Genomic DNA, 16,829 nt, shown 5'->3' on the forward strand with positions numbered 1-16,829 from the left:
TAGACTGGCTCCCATGTCGAATGTGTTGACCTCCCTGCCCGTCGGCGAGCGCGTCGGCATCGCCTTCTCGGGAGGTCTCGACACCTCCGTCGCGGTCGCGTGGATGCGCGACTCGGGCGCCGTGCCGTGCACCTATACCGCCGACCTCGGTCAGCCCGACGAAGACGACATCGATGCGATCCCCGGGCGCGCGCTCGAGTACGGCGCCGAGATCTCGCGCCTGGTCGACTGCAAGACCGCCCTCGTCGAGGAGGGCTTCGTCGCCCTCGCGTGCGGCGCGTTCCACATCCGCTCGGGCGGACGCACGTACTTCAACACGACGCCGCTCGGACGTGCCGTCACGGGCACGCTTCTCGTGCGCGCCATGAAGGAGGACGGCGTCGACATCTGGGGCGACGGCTCGACCTACAAGGGCAACGACATCGAGCGGTTCTACCGCTACGGGCTGCTCACCAACCCGTCGCTGCGCATCTACAAGCCGTGGCTCGACGCCGACTTCGTGACCCAGCTCGGCGGCCGCAAGGAGATGAGCGAATGGCTCGTCGCCCACGACTTCCCGTACCGCGACTCCGCCGAGAAGGCCTACTCGACCGACGCGAACATCTGGGGGGCGACGCACGAGGCCAAGACGCTCGAGCACCTCGACGTGTCGCTCGAAACCGTCGAGCCGATCATGGGCGTCCGCTTCTGGGACCCGGCGGTCGAGATCGAGACCGAGGATGTCACGGTCGCGTTCGTGCAGGGCCGGCCCGTGTCGATCAACGGCGTCGAGTTCGCCGATCCCGTCGCCCTCGTGCTCGAGGCGAACAGGGTCGGCGGCCGTCACGGCCTCGGCATGAGCGACCAGATCGAGAACCGCATCATCGAGGCGAAGTCGCGCGGCATCTACGAGGCGCCGGGCATGGCGCTGCTGTTCATCGCGTACGAGCGCCTGGTGAACAGCATCCTGAACGAGGACACCCTCGCGACCTACCACGAGCAGGGCCGCCGCCTCGGCCGTCTCATGTACGAGGGACGGTGGCTCGAGCCGCAGTCGCTCATGCTGCGCGAGTCGATCCAGAAGTGGGTCGGCTCGACGATCACCGGAACGGTGACGCTGCGCCTGCGCCGCGGCGAGGACTACACGATCCTCGACACCACGGCCCCCGTGATGTCGTACGGACCGGAGAAGCTCTCGATGGAGCGCGTCGGCGACGCGGCCTTCGGTCCGACCGACCGCATCGGCCAGCTGACGATGCGCAATCTCGACATCGCGGACTCGCGCACCCGTCTCGAGCAGTACGCGGCGATGGGTCTGATCGGCGGACCGACGGGTGCGCTGTTCGGCACCCTCGAATCCGGCGGGGCGGAAGAGATCACCGAGCACGCGGTGCCGTACGACGCAGAGCGCGAGCGACTCGCGGGCGCCGTGGACGAGGCATCCGAGTCCGCGTCGTTCGACTTCGGCGCCGACTGATATAACTTGCACATTCGTGTGCAAGTTACTACCGTGGGGTGAGTGACGACACTCGACCCCGCTCCGCGACGCCCACGCAGGGATGCCCGTGAGAACCGCGCCGGCATCCTGGTGGCGGCAACCGAGACCATCGCCCGCGACCCGCACGCCTCGATCGATGCGATCGCGCGCTCCGCCGGGCTCACCCGACGCGCGCTCTACGGACACTTCGAAGACCGCGACGCCCTCATCCGCGAAGTCGTCGCCTCGGGCGCACGCCGTTTCAACGACATCGCCCTCCGCGTCGACGACTCCGACCCCCGGCTCGCCCTCGCCCGCCTCGCCTCCCTGCTCTGGCAGGAGGCGTCCCACGTGCAGGTCGCGGCGGCCATCGCGCTCGACGATGCACACGTTCACCAGACGGCCGACGCCCTGGCGCCGCTGAGGCGCACCGTGGTGGCGATCGTGCGGCGCGGCCAAGACGACGACCTGCTCCGCACCGACGTCGCCGCCCCCACGCTCGCGCGGCTGATCGAGGAGACCGCACGCGCCGTGATCACGCGGATGGATGCCTCGTCGCCCGAGGCGCGCTCGCTCGCCGTGCGCGCCGTGCTGAGCATCGCCGGGATGTCGTGGCGCGAGGCCGACGCACTGCTGAACGCACACCCCGAGGTGCTGGTCTGATGCGCGTCGAGCTGACGAAGGTCGCCAAGGGCCGCGCTCTCCCGCCGACCTCGGTCGCGTTCGCGTCGGGCCGCGCCAGCCTCGCCGTCGCCGAGACGGAGCAGCGCCCCACGGTGCTCGGTCTCATCGCGTCGGGCCGGATGCGGCCGTCGGCCGGCATCGTCACGATCGACGGCGTCCCCGATGCCGGGGCGCTGCGGCGGCGTGTGGCGCTCGTCGATGCGCCCGACGTCTCCGATCCCGCGCCGAACGTCATCGTGGCCGGCGTCGTGGGCGAGGAGCTCATGTTCGCCGGGCACCGCTCCGACCCGCTGGCCGTGCGCGGGTGGCTCGACGAGCACGGCGTGCGCGCTCTCGCGCGCGTACCGATCGCGGCCGTCGACCCGACCGTGCGCGTCCGCCTCCTCCTCGAGCTCGCCGCCCTTCGACCGGGCGTGGAGGGCGCGGTGCTCGTCTCGCCCGACCGCCACGGCGGCGACCCGCGCGACTGGTGGCGCCTCGCGCAGGAGTTCGCCTCCCGCGGTCTCGCGGTGCTCGTGATCGCCGGGGATGCGGCGGCCTCCGTCGTCGCCGAGGCGCCGCCCAGCCCGCGCACCGCACGGGTGCGGCTGCGACCGACCCGTCGCCTGGCGGCGGGAGGCCGGCGGTGAAGATCCCCGCTCTGATCGCCGCCGAGCTGCGACGCCTCACCTCCACGCGCATGTCGGTCATCGCGCTCATCGCGCTGATGCTCGTCCCCGTGCTCTACGGCGGCCTGTACCTGTGGGCGAACCAGGACCCGTACGGCCGGTTCGGCGACATCCCGGTCGCCCTCATCAACGACGACGCCGGCGTCGCGGCGACCGCCGACGAGCCCGCGGCGAACTACGGCGACCGCATCTCCGAGGATCTGCTCGAGGGCGCCGCGTTCGACTGGCGGCCGATGTCGAGGCAGGCCGCCGCCGACGCCCTCCGCGACGGCGACGTCGACTTCACCGTGACGATCCCGTCCGATTTCTCGGAGGCTCTCGCGAGCGTCGCGGGCGACGCCCCGCGCCAGGCCACGATCTCCCTCGAGACCAACGACGCGAACAACTACCTGGCCTCCACGATCGGCACGCAGGCCGTCGAGCGGATCCGGCGCTCGGTGGCCGAGCTCGTCGGAACGGAGGCGGCCACCCGACTGCTGACGGCGATCTCCGACATCCGCGGACAGCTCATCGAGGCCGCAGACGGTGCCGCGCAGCTGGCCGACGGCTCCGCCCGGGCGCTCGACGGCGCGACGCAGCTCAGCACCGGGTCGGCCGACCTCGCGACCGGCACGGGCACGCTCGCCTCGGGTGCGGCGCAGGTGGCCGACGGCAGCGCGCAGGTCGCCGCGGGCACACAGACGCTCGCCGGCTACGCCGATCGCGCCGGATCCGCAGCGCAGGATGCCGTGGCTGCGCTGCCGCAGGCACGTGCGGATCTCGCCGCCGCCCTCGCCGCCCGGGGGCTCGATCAGGCGCAGATCGACGCCGTGCTGGCCGAGCTCGATCCGCTCGCCGCCGCCGTCGAGCGCGGCAACTCCCGCGTGCAGGCCGCCGTCGACCGGGTCGACGCCCTCGCCGCCGGTGCGGGGCAGGTCGCGGCGGGCGCGGCGCAGGTCGCGGCCGGAGCGGATGCCGCGGCATCCGGAGCAGCACGTCTGAACGAGGGGGCCGGCGCCCTCGCCGGCGGCCTCGGCGCCCTCGACGGCGGCGCCGTGCAGCTGCGCGACGGACTCGCCTCAGGGGTCTCCGCCCTCCCCGACTCCTCGGCCGACCTCCGCGCGCAGCAGGCCGCGACGATCGCCGACCCCGTCGCCGTCGAGAGCGACGCGCTGGCCTCCGCGCAGGACTACGGCGCGGGCCTCGCCCCGTTCTTCGCCGCCCTCGCGGGGTGGATCGGCATCTACGCCCTGTTCCTCATCGTCAAGCCGGTCTCGCGCCGGGCCGTCACCGCGCTGCACTCGCCCGTGCGCATCACGGTGGCCGGTTGGCTCACGCCCGCGCTCCTCGGTGCGGTGGGGATGATCGCGCTGTTCGGCGTGCTCTCCCTCGCGCTCGGCTTCGGCTTCGTGCATCCGCTCGGCACGCTCGGCGTCATGGTCCTGGCCTCGTTCACGTACGCGGCGATCATCCTCGCGCTCAACGTGTGGCTCGGATCGGTCGGGCAGTTCCTCGGGCTCGTCCTCATGGTGCTGCAGCTCGTGACCGCCGGGGGCACGTTCCCGTGGCAGACGCTCCCGGCTCCGCTCGCGGCACTGCACCACGTGCTCCCGATGGGGTACGTCGTCGACGCGATGCGCCAGCTGATGTACGGCGGCGACATCGCACGCGTGGGCGGCGACGTGCTGGCTCTCGCCCTGTGGATGCTGAGCGCGCTGGCGCTCGCGGCGATCGGGGTCACGCGCATGACGCACCGGCGGACCCTGAGGGATCTGCAGCCGAGCCTGATCGGCTGACCTCCGATCGCCACCGGGGACGCGGCATCCGGCCGCCTCGGGTTACGATGCAAGTCGTCCCGCGCGACCCGAACACGCGAGACCCGGGCTCACTCTGGGTGGAATCGAGTCCGGACGGCAGCATCCCTCGAAAGAGCACTTCAATGTCGAAGACCACGAACGATCCCGATGCCGTCGAGCAGCCGCGCCCGAAGCGATCGATCGGGCGGATCATCGGCATCTCGCTCTTCAGCCTCCTCGCCGGCCTGATCGTGATCGCCGTCGCGGCCGCCGCCGTCGGCGTGTGGACCGTTCAGCGCTCCTTCCCCGAGGTCGCCGGCGACGTCGCCGTCGACGGGCTCGGCGACGCCGTCACCGTGCAGCGCGACAGCCTCGGCATCCCCTCCATCACGGCGAAGACGACCGACGACCTGTTCTTCGCCCAGGGCTACGTGCACGCGCAGGACCGCTTCTGGGAGATGGACTTCCGTCGCCACGTCACGAGCGGCCGCGTCTCCGAGCTCTTCGGCGAGTCGCAGCTGGCCACCGACAAGTTCCTGCGGACCCTCGGGTGGCGCGAGGTCGCCGAGCAGGAGGTCGAGAACCTCGACGAAGCGACGCTGTCGTACTACGAGGCCTACGCCGCCGGTGTCAACGCCTACCTGGCCGACCACCGGGGTGCGGATGCGTCGCTGGAGTACGCCGTCCTCGGGCTGCAGAACGCCGACTACGAGATCGAGGACTGGACGCCTGCCGACTCGGTCGCCTGGCTGAAGGCGATGGCCTGGGACCTCCGCACGAACATCGAGGACGAGACCGAGCGCGCCCTCCTCGCTCCCGACTACACCGCCGACGAGCTCGCCGAGCTGTACCCCGCGTATCCGTTCGATCGCAATCCCGTCATCGTCCCGAAGATCTCCGCGATCCCCGGGGCGGAGGCCGAACCCGCCTCGCTCCAGACCGACGCGACCGACGTCGCGACGGCCTCGATCGAGTGGGAGCAGGTCGACGGAGTGATCGAAGCCGTCAGCGCCCTGGTCGGCGACGCGGGCGAGGGGATCGGATCCAATTCGTGGGTCGTGTCGGGAGATCTCACCGAGACCGGGATGCCGCTGCTGGCCAACGACCCGCACCTCGGCGCATCCCTCCCCAGCGTCTGGCACCAGATCGGGCTCCGCTGCGAGAACGTCACCGCGACGTGCCCGTTCGACGTCGCCGGGTTCGGCTTCTCGGGCGTGCCCGGCGTGATCATCGGCCACAACGACCGCATCGCGTGGGGCTTCACCAACCTCACCACCGATGTGACCGATCTGTACCTCGAGAAGATCGAGGGCGACCAGTACTGGCGCGACGGCGCCCTCGTGCCGCTGGAGACGCGCACCGAGACGCTCAAGGTCGCCGGGGGCGACGACGTCGAGCTCGAGATCCGCTCCACCGTGCACGGACCGATCGTGTCGGGATTGACCGACGACTTCACCGCGATCGCCGACGACCCCTACACGGGCTCGGTGGGCACCTCCGCGCCGCCTGTCGACGACCTCGACGGCGAGTACGCCGTCGCCCTCCAGTGGACGGCGCTCACCCCCGGCACGACGGCGGAGGCGATCTTCGCGCTGAACCTCGCTCAGGACTTCACGGGCTTCCGCGCCGCCGCAGCCCGGTTCGACGTGCCGGCGCAGAACCTCATCTACGCCGACGTCGACGGCAACATCGGCTACCAGACCCCGGGCAAGCTCCCCGTCCGCGGTGCCGGCGACGGCTCGCTGCCGCAGCCGGGCTGGGATTCGACGTACGACTGGTCGGGATTCATCCCGTTCGACGACCTCCCCGTGGTCTACAACCCGCCCGAGGGATACATCGTGACGGCCAACAACGCGATCGTCGACACGACGTATCCGTACGCGCTCACGTCGGACTGGGACTACGGATGGCGCGCCGCGCGCATCGTCGATCTGCTCGAGCGCAAGATCGCCGTCGGTCCGCTGACGGCGACCGACCTGCGCGACATCCAGGCCGACAACGAGTTCTGGATGGGCAAGCGTCTGATCGCCGCGACCGCCGACCTCGACGTCGACGGTCCCGAGCGCGACGCGCTCGACCTCCTCGCGCAGTGGGACGCCCAGAACGACGCTGACTCGGCGGCGGCCGCGTATGCGAACGTCCTGTGGAGCGAGCTCGTGCAGGACCTCTTCGTCCGCGGACGCGAGAACCCCGCACCGAACGGGGATCAGGGCCGCCTCTTCCTGCTGGTCGACACGCTCCTGGACGATCCGACGTCGCCATGGTGGACGAACGAGGAGCTCGGCGTCGACGGACGCGACGAGATGCTCGCCCTCGCCGCGACCGACGCCTACGACCGGCTCGTGGAGCTGCAGGGCGACACCCCGGCCAACTGGAAGTGGGGTGATCTGCACGCGATCGAGCTGACGAGCGACACGTTCGGCGCGTCCGGCATCGCCCCCATCGAGTGGCTCTTCAATCGCGGGCCGTTCCCGGTCGGCGGCGGCTCATCGGTCGTGAACGCCACCGGGTGGAGCATCGGCGGCGGGTTCGCGACCTCCACCGTGCCCTCGATGCGCATGATCGTCGATCTGGCCGACTTCGACGCATCGCAGTGGAACCACCTCACGGGCACGAGCGGCCACGCCTTCCACCCGAACTACATCGACCAGACGGCGGCGTGGCAGCGCGTCGAGCTCACTCCGTGGGCCTTCTCGCCCGAGGCCGTGGACGCGGCGACGACGAACACCCTGGTGCTGACTCCGGCGGGCTGACCCGTCGGGCTCGGCGCCTCCGCCGGGGCGGATTCAGCCTCCGGACGCGGGCGGGGTGCGCTTGGAGTCGGCGAGCTCGTCGACGTACAGGCCGACCTCGTCGATCGTGCCGTTGCGGTAGGCCTGCCGGCCGACCATGTGCGCCGACAGCGGGGCCGTCGCGAGCTGGATCAGCACGACGGGCACGAGGAACGCCACCACCGGCCACGACCGCAGCGACAGGGCCACGGCGAGGCAGATGAGCACGAGCCCGAGCACCTGCGGTTTGGTCGCGGCGTGCAGGCGGGTAGGCACATCGCGGAACCGCAGCAGTCCGATCGCGGCCGTCAGGCACAGCAGCGCGCCGATGAGGATCAGCACGAGCGCGGTGAGATCGAGCGCGGCATCCCACGTCATGAGCGGCTCCCCTCCTGGTCGCGACGCGCGACGAACCGCGCGATCGAGATCGACCCGAACACGCCGACGGCGGCGATGATCAGCAGCAGCGGGAGCGTGCGGGTGTGCTGATTGATCGCCATCTCGGCACCCAGGGCGCACATCACGAGCGTCAGGAGCACATCGGATGCCACGGCGCGGTCGAGGATCGACGGTCCGATCACGATGCGCACGAGCGTGAGCAGGGCGGCGACGGCGAAGACCACGTAGATGGCGATGAGCAGGACGTTCATCGCTGTCCTCCCCTCGACAGGGCGGGCGACGGATTGCGCATCGACGCCAGCTGGGCACGCGACCCGACCGCGCGCACGATCCGCTCCTCCCAGTGCGCCACGGCGGCGCGCTGCTTCTCGAGGTCGCGCTCGTTGCGCACGCCGAGCACGTGCAGATACAGGATGCGGCGGTCGCGGTCGGCGTCGACGATGAGCGAGCCGGGGATGAGGGAGGCGGTCACGGCCGTGTGGGTCATGATGAGGTCGTCGTCGGTGCGCAGCGGCACGGCGATGATCGCGGTGCCCGGCCGGCGCCGCCAATCGAACACCTGCCAGGTGACCGTCAGCGAGCCGACGACCAGTGCGACGAGGAACTCCAGGACGAAGACGAGTCCCCACCACAGGTTCACGCGGCCGGAGAGCTCGACGGGCGGCAGCTGGAAGATCCGCGTCACGAAGATCGCCATCACGAGTCCGGTCAGGAACGCGACCACCGTGAACTGGCCCCACAGCAGCATCCACAGCGCGATGAGCCACACGAAGAACGGCAGCTGACGCCAGACCGCCAGGAACACCCGCTTGGCGGGGCGGTGCGCGAACTCCGGGGTCACTCGTCCGCCTCCTGCTGGATCTGCGAGATGCTGACCGGCTGGAGCAGGGCGTCGCCGATGCGCTCGCACAGCGTGTAGAGCGGACCGGCGAAGACCGTCAGCGCGACCGTCATGCCCACCATGCCCGCCGTGGCGGCGGTCATGATCTTCGGGATGACGCGCCGCTCGGTCTCGGTCTCGGTCGCGGCGGGCGAAGCGCCGAGGTACGAGATGCGAGCCTCGGTCTCGGCCGAGTCGTCCTCCTCGCGCCAGAACGACAGGTTCCACGCCCGCATGAGCGCGTAGAGCGTCAGCAGCGACGTCACGATGCCCGCCACGATGAGCACCATCATGATGGGCGTGCCCACCTCGGCCGCCGCGTCGAACAGCGCGAACTTGCCGATGAAGCCGGAGAACGGAGGAAGCCCGCCGAGGTTGATCGCCGGGATGAAGTACAGCACCGCGATGACGGGCGCCGCCCTCATGAGTCCCTTGACCTTGAGGATGGATGTCGAGCCCGCCCGGCGCTCGATGAGACCCACGGCCAGGAACAGAGTGGTCTGCACCACGATGTGGTGGACCATGTAGTAGATCGTGGCGCCGATCGCGGCCGGCGTCGCGATGGCGAGACCGAAGATCATGTAGCCGACGTGACTCACGAGCGTGAACGACAGGATGCGTTTGAGCTCCGCCTGGGCGACGGCGCCGAGAACGCCGACGATCATGGTCGCGAAGGCCACGATGAGCAGCAGGAAGTTGACGTCGTTGTCTGCGAAGAGCTGGGTCTCGGTGCGGATGATCGCGTAGACGCCGACCTTCGTCAGGAGTCCGGCGAACACCGCCGTGACCGGAGCCGGCGCCGTGGGGTAGGAGTCGGGAAGCCAGAACGACAGCGGGAAGACGGCCGCCTTGATGCTGAAAGCGAGCAGGAGCATGAGGTGCAGGACGAGCTGCGTGTCCTGCGGGAGCTCGGTCATCCGGTCGGCGATCTGGGCCATGTTCACGGTGCCGAGGGCGCCGTAGATCATCGCGATCGCCGCGAGGAACAGCACCGACGACACCAGCGAGACGACGATGTAGACGACGCCCGTGCGGATGCGGTTCTCGGTGCTGCCGAGCGTGATGAGCACGTACGACGCGACGAGCAGGATCTCGAAGCCGACGTAGAGGTTGAAGAGGTCGCCGGCGATGAAGGCGGTGAAGATGCCCGCGGCGAGGATGAGATACGAGGGGTGGAAGATCGAGACCGGCGTGTCGTCGTCGTTGTCGGCGGCTCCCTGGCCGACGGAGAAGAGGAGGACGGCCAGCAGCACGATGCTCGACACGACGACGAGCAGCGCCGCGAGACGGTCGACGTACAGCACGATCCCGAACGGCACCGGCCAGCCGCCCACCGACACCGCGATCGCCTGGTCGCCGACGTCGACGGCGTACAGCAGCACGGCGGCGATCACGAGAACGATCGTGAGGGTCGCGATCGACACCCCGACCTGCACCCGGCGGTAGCGCCCGGCGATGAGGGCGATCGCCGCTCCCAGGAGGGGGAGCGTGACGAGCAGGGGCACGAGGGCGCTCATGCGTCACCGCCCTTCCCCGGGGCGGTCGGCCCTTCGGAGGTGCGGCCGCGGTCGGGCAGATCGGAGGGCGCGTCGTCGAGCAGACCGGCGAAGTCGCCGTGCCCGAGGATGCGGATCGGAGCCGCCTCGGTCCCGACGAAGTCCGTGGCGTCGTCGGCGTCTGTATCCGCCTCGTCGTCCATCGCCTCTTCGGCGGCGAGACTGCGCTCGCGCACTTCGGCATCCGCCTCGTCATCCGACACCGTGTCGGCCTGACCGAGCTGCCACGAGCGGTAGATGAGCGCGAGGAGGAACGCCGATACGGCGAAGGTGATGACGATGGCGGTCAGCGTGAGCGCCTGCGGGAGGGGATCGGACATCTCGTCGACCTCGCCCGCCCCGAAGAAGGGGGCGATCCCCGGCTGGCCCATCACGATGAGCAGCAGCAGGTTGGCGGCGTTGCCGAGCAGCAGGAACCCGATGAGCACGCGGGTGAGGCTGCGCTCGAGCATCGCGTACACGCCGCACGCGAAGAGCACCGCCATGATCACGATGAGGGTCAGGGAGACATCCATCAGGCGCTCACCCCCCGGCCCCGCGACTCCTGGGACTGCCGGAGCGCCTGCGTCTGCCGGTCGACCTCGGCGCCGAGGCTGCGGAGCACGTCGAGCACCAGGCCGATGACGACGAGGTACACGCCGATGTCGAACAGGGTCGACGTCACGAACTCGATGTGACCGAGGATGGGGACGGTGGCCTCCCAGAACCAGCTCTGCAGCGGTGCGAGCCCGAACAGCAGAGGGACGATGGCGCACGCGACGGCGATGGCCATTCCGACGCCGAGGAGTCGGCCGGCATCCGCGGGAGCTGCGGCTCCGAGCTCGTAGCGCCCGCCGGCGACGTACCGCATGACGAGCGCCATACCGGCGATCAGGCCGCCCGCGAAGCCGCCGCCGGGGAGGTTGTGCCCGGCGAAGAGCACGTAGAGCGACACGACGATGATCGTGTGGAAGAGGATGCGCACGATCACCTCGAGGATGATCGAGCGGTTCTCCGGCCGCACCCGCTGGCCGCCGATCAGCCAGGCCTGGCGGTTGCCCTGGTTCGCAGCCGTCTGCGGGCGGACGCCCTCCGACGTCTCCACGAGGGGCCTGCGCGTGCGGTTCGCCGCCGTCGGCAGCGAATTGACCTCGGAGAGCAGATCGGAGCGGTGGGTGACGAAGACGAGGGATGCCACGCCCGTCGCCGCGAGGATCAGCACCGACAGCTCCCCCATCGTGTCCCACCCGCGGAGGTCGACGAGGGCCACGTTGACGACGTTCCTGCCGTGGCCGAGCTCGTAGGCGAGCGACGGGAACCGCTCCGAGATCGGCGTGGCCACCCGGGCGCCCGTCGCGACGAGGGCGACGGCGGCCATCGTGACACCGACCGCGGCACCGAGCACCGCGCGGGCCACGGGCCACACGGACGCGTTGTGCTCGCCCATCCGCGCGGGGATGCGCCGCAGCACGAGGGCGAACGCGACGAGGGTGACGGTCTCGATCAGGATCTGCGTCAGTGCGAGGTCGGGGGCGCCGCTGGTGGCGAACAGGAGCACCATGCCCAGACCGGTGACCGACACCAGCACGACGCCGGTGTAGCGCTTGCGGGCGCGGACGGCGATGAGGCCGGCGATGATCATGATCGGAGCGACCACGAGCTGCATGGGCGTCTGGAACGCGTCGAGCTGGGCTCGCAGCTCGGCGCTCGCGAACAGCGCCGTGCCCTCCGCCGCCACGAACACGACGAAGATCGTGCCGACGTAGACGGGCAGCGAACCCGTCTGGGTCAGGCTCGTGGTGAAGACCGAGAGCTTCGCGATGCCCCGCAGCACGCCGTTGTAGACATCGGATGCCGTGAAGGGCAGCGCCCGGCGCAGGGCGAACCTGCGCGTGAGGAAGAAGACGACGACGCCGAGAGCGATCGATCCCAGCGAGAGGAACAGTGCCGGCTCGAGTCCGTGCCAGAGGGCCAGGTGGTACGCGTACTCGGGTGCGGCGACACCGGGGGTCGACGCGGGAGCCGTGTCGGCATAGGGAGCCAGCGACGCGTCGACCAGCGGCGAGGCGAACCCCGCGATGAGCGTGATGCCGGCCAGGAGCACGGGGGCTCCGAGGAATCCGATGGGCGGGTCGGGCCAGGGGGTCGCCTCGATCTTCGCGCCGTCCCGGTCCTTCTTGGTCCAGAAGGCTCCCCACAGGAACCGGATGCCGTAGGCCGCCGTGAGCACCGATCCGACGACGACGCCGATCAGCGCGACGATGCCCCACGGTGCGCCGCCGACCGCCTCGTGCAGGAGGGCGGTCAGCGCCGCCTCCTTGGCGACGAACCCGATCGTGGGGATCACGCCGACCATCGAGGCGACGGCGATGATCGACGCGGTCGCCGTGACGGGAGCCTGGCGTCCGAGGCCGCTCAGTTCGCGGATGTCGCGGGTCGACAGCTGCCGATCGATGACGCCGACGACGAGGAACAGCGCCGACTTGAACAGCGCGTGACCGATGAGCAGCGCGAGGCCGGCGAGCGCGGCATCCCGCGTGCCGTAGCCGATCACGACCGTCAGGAAGCCGAGCTGGCTCACCGTGCCGAACGCGAGGATGCGCTTCAGGTCGTACTCGCGCAGGGCCTGGTACCCGCCGAGCAGCATCGTGAAGACGCCGAGCGAGATGACGATGGGCCGCCAGACCGGGGAGTCCGCGAAGAACGGTGCGAGGCGGGCGATGAGATAGATGCCGGCCTTGACCATCGCCGCGGCATGGAGGTACGCGCTGACCGGCGTGGGCGCGGCCATGGCGCCGGGCAGCCAGAAGTGGAACGGGAAGATCGCCGACTTCGACAGCGCGCCGACGAGGATGAGCACGAGAGCGGTGTCGACCATGGGCCCCGTGGGGACCTCGGCGAGGATCGTCGACAGGCTCGACGTCCCCGCCTCCACGACCATCAGCACGACGCCGATGAGCATGACCAGTCCGCCGAGCGTCGTCACGAGGAGCGCCTGGAGGGCCGCGCGACGGCTCGCCGCACGCGCGTTGTAGTAGCCGATGAGGAGATACGAGAGCACGCTCGTGATCTCCCAGAACATCACCAGCACCACGATGTCGTCGGCCAGGACGAGTCCGTACATGGCTCCGGCGAACGCGAGGAGGACGGCGGAGAACTGCCCGACACCCTCGGTCTTGCCGCGGAAGTACCAGCGGCAGTAGATCATCACGAGCGCACCGACGCCGGTCACGATGAGCGTCATGACCCACGCGAGCGTGTCCATCCGCATCGAGAGCTGGATGCCGAGAGCGGGGATCCAGTCGTAAGACTCGAACGGTGCGCCGCCGTCCATGACGACTCCGCCCTGGAGCGCAGCCTGGACGAACGCCACGACGGGCAGGACCGCGGCGACGTAGAACGCCCGGACGCCGATGCGGCCGACGAGCCACGGGAGGACCAGCGGGAGGATGGCGAACGCGGCCAGCAGTGCGAGCATGCGCGGCCTCCTCAGGGGGTCGCGGCCGAAGGGCGCGGGCGTTCGGGGTTCGTGTCCACTCTACCGGCGCGCCGGTGCGCCGTTCTCCCGCGGAGCGAAATCGGCGTCACGGAACGATCAGTCCGGCGGCGGAGCGGTGGTGTTGCCGACGCGGAAGACGCACGTGAACCGGAGCGACGCGGCATCCTCACCCGCGAGCATCGCCGCGACGGCCTCGCCGGCCGCCCGGCCCTTCTCCACGGCCGGCTGGACGAGCGTCGTCAGCTCGTACGGCGCGAGCCCGTCGACGACGATCCCGTCGAACCCCGTGACGCTCACGTCTTCGGGAACCCGCAGGCCCGCCTCCTCCACCGCTCGCACGACACCGGCAGCGAGCAGATCGCTCTGCGCGGCGATCGCGGTGGGTCGGTGGTCGGCATCGGCGAGGATCGCCCGTCCCGCGAGCAGCCCCTCGTCGATCGAACTCGCCGCCGCGGCGAACGCAGGGGCGTCGGGGTATTCATCGCGGGCCCCGGCCAGGCGATCACGGGTCACGTCGATCGTGAACCGCTCCGTGCCGTCGAGCCATCCGCGCTCCCACCCGGCGCGCACCGGCAGGGCCGCGATCGCGACGCGCTCGTGGCCGAGCGCGCGCAGATGCGCGAGCGCCCTGCGCTGGGCGTCGCGGTTGTCGAGGTCGATCTGCGGAACGCCCTCACCGGCATCGCCCTCGATCACGACCACGGGGATGCCGCGAGCGCGCACCGCATCGAGGGACTCGCGCAGCATCCCGCTGCAGCCCACCAGCACGGCGGCGTCGAGGGGCGCGGTCGTGAGCGTGGGGGCTCCGGCCGTCTCGTCGCGATCGCGCAGGAGCAGCAGACCCGCACCCAGCGGAGCGACGGCCGCGGTGAGGCCGTCCATCATGAGGATCTTCACCGGATCCTGGAACGTGCGGCCGAGGTGCTCCTCGAAGACCACTCCGACGATCCCGGATCGGCCGCGACGGAGAGATGCCGCGCGCGGGTCGGGTCCGGTGTAGCCGAGGGATGCCGCGGCATCCCGCACGCGCTGCTTCGTGGCATCCGACACCGGCGTCTTGCCGCTGAACACGACGGACGCCGTCGACGGCGAGACCCCGGCCTCGCGCGCGACGTCGGCGATGGTTGCGCGGCGCGTGCTCATGACCCCCGATGGTAACCCACCGGGTTTGCAGGCGTCGAATCGATTCGATACTCTGGCGCGATGCAGGAGACGCTCACCCGGACGAAGATCGTGGCCTGGCGCAACGCCATCTTCACGGTCTTCTTCGTGCTCGGGCTCGGCTTCGCCGCCTGGGCGTCGCGCATTCCGGCGGCCAAGGTCAATCTCGGCATCAACGACTTCGAGGTCGGGATCCTGCTGTTCGTGTCCGGAGGCGCGTCCCTCGTGGGCCTCTCGCTCGCCCCCCTGATGCTCGTGCGGTGGGGCGCCCGGCGGAGCCTGCTCCTGGCGCTCCTGACGTTCTCGGCGGGGATGGTGATCGTGGGGTTCGGCACCGATGCGGTGCCGTCCTACGCACTGGCGGCCGTGGGACTGGGCACCATGGGACTCGGCATGGCGGCGACCGACATCGTCATGAACGTCGAAGGCGCCGCGGTCGAGCAGGAGCTGTCGCGCACGATCATGCCGCTGTTCCACGCCCTGTTCAGCCTCGGCACCGTCGCCGGAGCAGGTCTCGGCATCGTCGTGACGGCGTGGGGCATCGGTGTCGGAGTGCACCTGTGGACGGTCGCGGCCGTCGTCGCGGCCTCCACGGTCGTCGCCGTCACGTTCGTGCCGCTTCGCGAATCGACCGACGATCCCGTCGACGACGACGCGGCGCCCGCGACACGGCGGGAGCGCCTCCGCGCGACGCTCGCCGTCTGGCGCGAGCCGCGCATCTACTTCATCGGGGCGATCATGCTCGGCATGGCGTTCGCCGAGGGCGGGGCGAACGACTGGCTGCCGCTCGCCGTCGTCGACGGTCACGACGGGACGCAGGCGCAGGGCGCGATCGCCCTCACGGTGTTCTCCATCGCGATGACCGTCGTCCGCGCGATCGGCGGACCGCTCGTCGACAGGTTCGGTCGCGTCTGGACTCTGCGGATCCTGGCGATCACGGCGGGCGCCGGCCTCATCCTCTTCATCCTGGCCCCGTCGTTCCCGATCGCGCTCATCGGCGTCGCCCTGTGGGGGGTCGGGGCGTCGCTGGGCTTCCCGCTCGGGATGTCGGCTGCGGCCGACGATCCCACCAAGGCCGCGGCATCCGTGAGCGCAGCCGCCACCATCGGCTACGTCGCGTTCCTGTGCGGTCCGCCGGTCCTGGGCTGGATCAGCCACCAGATCGGGCTGCTGCCGACACTGTGGATCATCGTGGGCCTGATCGCGCTGTCGGGCCTCGCCTCCGGCGCGGCCAAGCCGATCGCGGGCTCGAAGGTCGGCGCCGGCCACCACTGAGCCCCGTGTTCGGCCGTTAGGCTCATCGGGTGCGTCTCGTCATCGCCCGCTGCTCCGTGGACTACACGGGTCGCCTCACCGCCCACCTGCCCCTGGCCACGCGCCTGCTGGTGCACAAGGGCGACGGATCGCTCCTGGTGCACTCCGACGGCGGGTCGTACAAGCCGCTCAACTGGATGTCTCCGCCCTGCACCCTGACCGTCGAGGCTCCCGACGCGGACTCGGCCTCGGCGGGCGTGGTCGAGCACTGGCGCGTCACGCACGCCAAGACCGGCGATGCGCTCCTGGTGCGCATCTACGAGGTGATCCACGACTCGTCGCACGAGCTCGGCATCGATCCGGGACTCCAGAAGGACGGCGTCGAGGCCGACCTGCAGCGTCTCCTCGCCGAGCAGGTCGACGTCATCGGCGACGGCCTCACACTCGTGCGACGCGAGTTCCCCACGGCGATCGGACCCGTCGACCTCATGCTGCGCGACCCGGCCGGGGGCACGATCGCAGTGGAGGTGAAGCGGCGCGGCGACATCGACGGTGTCGAGCAGCTGACGCGCTACCTCGAACTGCTCAACCGCGATCCGCACCTCGCCCCCGTGTCGGGCGTGTTCGCCGCCCAGGAGATCAAGCCGCAGGCCCGCGTGCTCGCGACGGACCGCGGCATCCGGTGCGTCACGCTCGACTACGACGGCATGAAGGGCATCGAGTCCGGCGCTCCGCGCCTGTTCTGAC

Annotated in this window: 14 protein-coding genes; 7 read left to right on the plus strand and 7 right to left on the minus strand. The window is 70.5% G+C overall.

What is annotated here, in order from left to right; translation table 11 throughout:
• Positions 1-13: 13 nt before the first annotated feature.
• From argG to B0B14_RS11525, 5 genes are all read left to right on the plus strand, one after another.
• Positions 14-1,456: an argininosuccinate synthase gene (argG, locus tag B0B14_RS11505; protein WP_076681940.1), complete on the plus strand. Its 1,443-nt coding sequence runs from the start codon at positions 14-16 to the stop codon at positions 1,454-1,456.
• A 42-nt stretch (positions 1,457-1,498) separates the two neighbouring features.
• A complete protein-coding gene (locus B0B14_RS11510; RefSeq protein WP_076681942.1) occupies positions 1,499-2,119 on the plus strand; it encodes a helix-turn-helix domain-containing protein in 621 nt (206 codons plus the stop codon).
• Positions 2,119-2,769, plus strand: coding sequence for a hypothetical protein (locus B0B14_RS11515; protein ID WP_076681944.1), 651 nt, complete (start codon positions 2,119-2,121; stop codon positions 2,767-2,769). The genes B0B14_RS11510 and B0B14_RS11515 overlap by 1 nt, the downstream gene beginning before the upstream one ends.
• Entirely contained in the window at positions 2,766-4,583 is a 1,818-nt protein-coding gene (locus B0B14_RS11520; RefSeq protein WP_076681946.1) for a YhgE/Pip family protein, read from the plus strand. The genes B0B14_RS11515 and B0B14_RS11520 overlap by 4 nt, the downstream gene beginning before the upstream one ends.
• Positions 4,584-4,726: 143 nt before the next feature.
• Positions 4,727-7,336, plus strand: a complete 2,610-nt coding sequence (locus tag B0B14_RS11525) for a penicillin acylase family protein (RefSeq protein ID WP_179085314.1) — start codon at positions 4,727-4,729, stop codon at positions 7,334-7,336.
• Positions 7,337-7,369: 33 nt separating this feature from the next.
• On the opposite strand, the gene mnhG is transcribed toward B0B14_RS11525, so the two are convergent.
• From mnhG to B0B14_RS11560, 7 genes are all read right to left on the minus strand, one after another.
• Complete coding sequence (gene mnhG, locus B0B14_RS11530) at positions 7,370-7,732, minus strand: monovalent cation/H(+) antiporter subunit G (protein ID WP_076681947.1); 363 nt, start codon at positions 7,730-7,732, stop codon at positions 7,370-7,372.
• Positions 7,729-8,004, minus strand: coding sequence for an MrpF/PhaF family protein (locus tag B0B14_RS11535; protein WP_076681949.1), 276 nt, complete (start codon positions 8,002-8,004; stop codon positions 7,729-7,731). Before B0B14_RS11535 ends, mnhG begins: the two co-directional genes overlap by 4 nt.
• Positions 8,001-8,594 (minus strand): Na+/H+ antiporter subunit E, encoded by a 594-nt coding sequence (locus B0B14_RS11540; RefSeq protein WP_083710566.1) that lies wholly within the window; start codon positions 8,592-8,594, stop codon positions 8,001-8,003. Before B0B14_RS11540 ends, B0B14_RS11535 begins: the two co-directional genes overlap by 4 nt.
• Positions 8,591-10,150 carry a Na+/H+ antiporter subunit D gene (locus B0B14_RS11545; RefSeq protein WP_076681951.1) on the minus strand — a complete coding sequence of 520 codons (1,560 nt, stop codon included), beginning with the start codon at positions 10,148-10,150 and terminating at the stop codon, positions 8,591-8,593. Before B0B14_RS11545 ends, B0B14_RS11540 begins: the two co-directional genes overlap by 4 nt.
• Complete coding sequence (locus B0B14_RS11550) at positions 10,147-10,704, minus strand: Na(+)/H(+) antiporter subunit C (RefSeq protein WP_076681953.1); 558 nt, start codon at positions 10,702-10,704, stop codon at positions 10,147-10,149. Before B0B14_RS11550 ends, B0B14_RS11545 begins: the two co-directional genes overlap by 4 nt.
• Complete coding sequence (locus tag B0B14_RS11555; protein ID WP_076681955.1) at positions 10,704-13,646, minus strand: Na+/H+ antiporter subunit A; 2,943 nt, start codon at positions 13,644-13,646, stop codon at positions 10,704-10,706. Before B0B14_RS11555 ends, B0B14_RS11550 begins: the two co-directional genes overlap by 1 nt.
• A 117-nt stretch (positions 13,647-13,763) precedes the next feature.
• Positions 13,764-14,810 carry a LacI family DNA-binding transcriptional regulator gene (locus B0B14_RS11560; RefSeq protein ID WP_076681957.1) on the minus strand — a complete coding sequence of 349 codons (1,047 nt, stop codon included), beginning with the start codon at positions 14,808-14,810 and terminating at the stop codon, positions 13,764-13,766.
• Between the two features lie 60 nt (positions 14,811-14,870).
• On the opposite strand from B0B14_RS11560, the gene B0B14_RS11565 reads away from it, so the two are divergent.
• Together B0B14_RS11565 and nucS are read left to right on the plus strand one after the other, a co-directional pair.
• The gene (locus B0B14_RS11565; protein WP_076681959.1) at positions 14,871-16,103 is read left to right on the plus strand and encodes an MFS transporter; all 1,233 of its coding nucleotides are present in this window, start codon (positions 14,871-14,873) and stop codon (positions 16,101-16,103) included.
• 29 nt (positions 16,104-16,132) lie between these two features.
• Positions 16,133-16,828, plus strand: coding sequence for an endonuclease NucS (nucS, locus tag B0B14_RS11570; RefSeq protein ID WP_076681961.1), 696 nt, complete (start codon positions 16,133-16,135; stop codon positions 16,826-16,828).
• Position 16,829: the final 1 nt, after the last annotated feature.

Source organism: Microbacterium sp. RU33B (genome assembly GCF_900155915.1).
GTDB lineage: Bacteria > Actinomycetota > Actinomycetes > Actinomycetales > Microbacteriaceae > Microbacterium.

Bases quoted from the DNA above. Each gene is read 5' to 3' on its own strand.
- argG (WP_076681940.1), top strand. From the start codon at position 14: ATGTCGAATGTGTTGACCTCCCTGCCCGTCGGCGAGCGCGTCGGCATC.
- B0B14_RS11515 (WP_076681944.1), top strand. From the start codon at position 2,119: ATGCGCGTCGAGCTGACGAAGGTCGCCAAGGGCCGCGCTCTCCCGCCG.
- B0B14_RS11525 (WP_179085314.1), top strand. From the start codon at position 4,727: ATGTCGAAGACCACGAACGATCCCGATGCCGTCGAGCAGCCGCGCCCG.
- mnhG (WP_076681947.1), bottom strand. From the start codon at position 7,732: ATGACGTGGGATGCCGCGCTCGATCTCACCGCGCTCGTGCTGATCCTC.
- B0B14_RS11535 (WP_076681949.1), bottom strand. From the start codon at position 8,004: ATGAACGTCCTGCTCATCGCCATCTACGTGGTCTTCGCCGTCGCCGCC.
- B0B14_RS11545 (WP_076681951.1), bottom strand. From the start codon at position 10,150: ATGAGCGCCCTCGTGCCCCTGCTCGTCACGCTCCCCCTCCTGGGAGCG.
- B0B14_RS11550 (WP_076681953.1), bottom strand. From the start codon at position 10,704: ATGGATGTCTCCCTGACCCTCATCGTGATCATGGCGGTGCTCTTCGCG.
- B0B14_RS11555 (WP_076681955.1), bottom strand. From the start codon at position 13,646: ATGCTCGCACTGCTGGCCGCGTTCGCCATCCTCCCGCTGGTCCTCCCG.
- B0B14_RS11560 (WP_076681957.1), bottom strand. From the start codon at position 14,810: ATGAGCACGCGCCGCGCAACCATCGCCGACGTCGCGCGCGAGGCCGGG.
- B0B14_RS11565 (WP_076681959.1), top strand. From the start codon at position 14,871: ATGCAGGAGACGCTCACCCGGACGAAGATCGTGGCCTGGCGCAACGCC.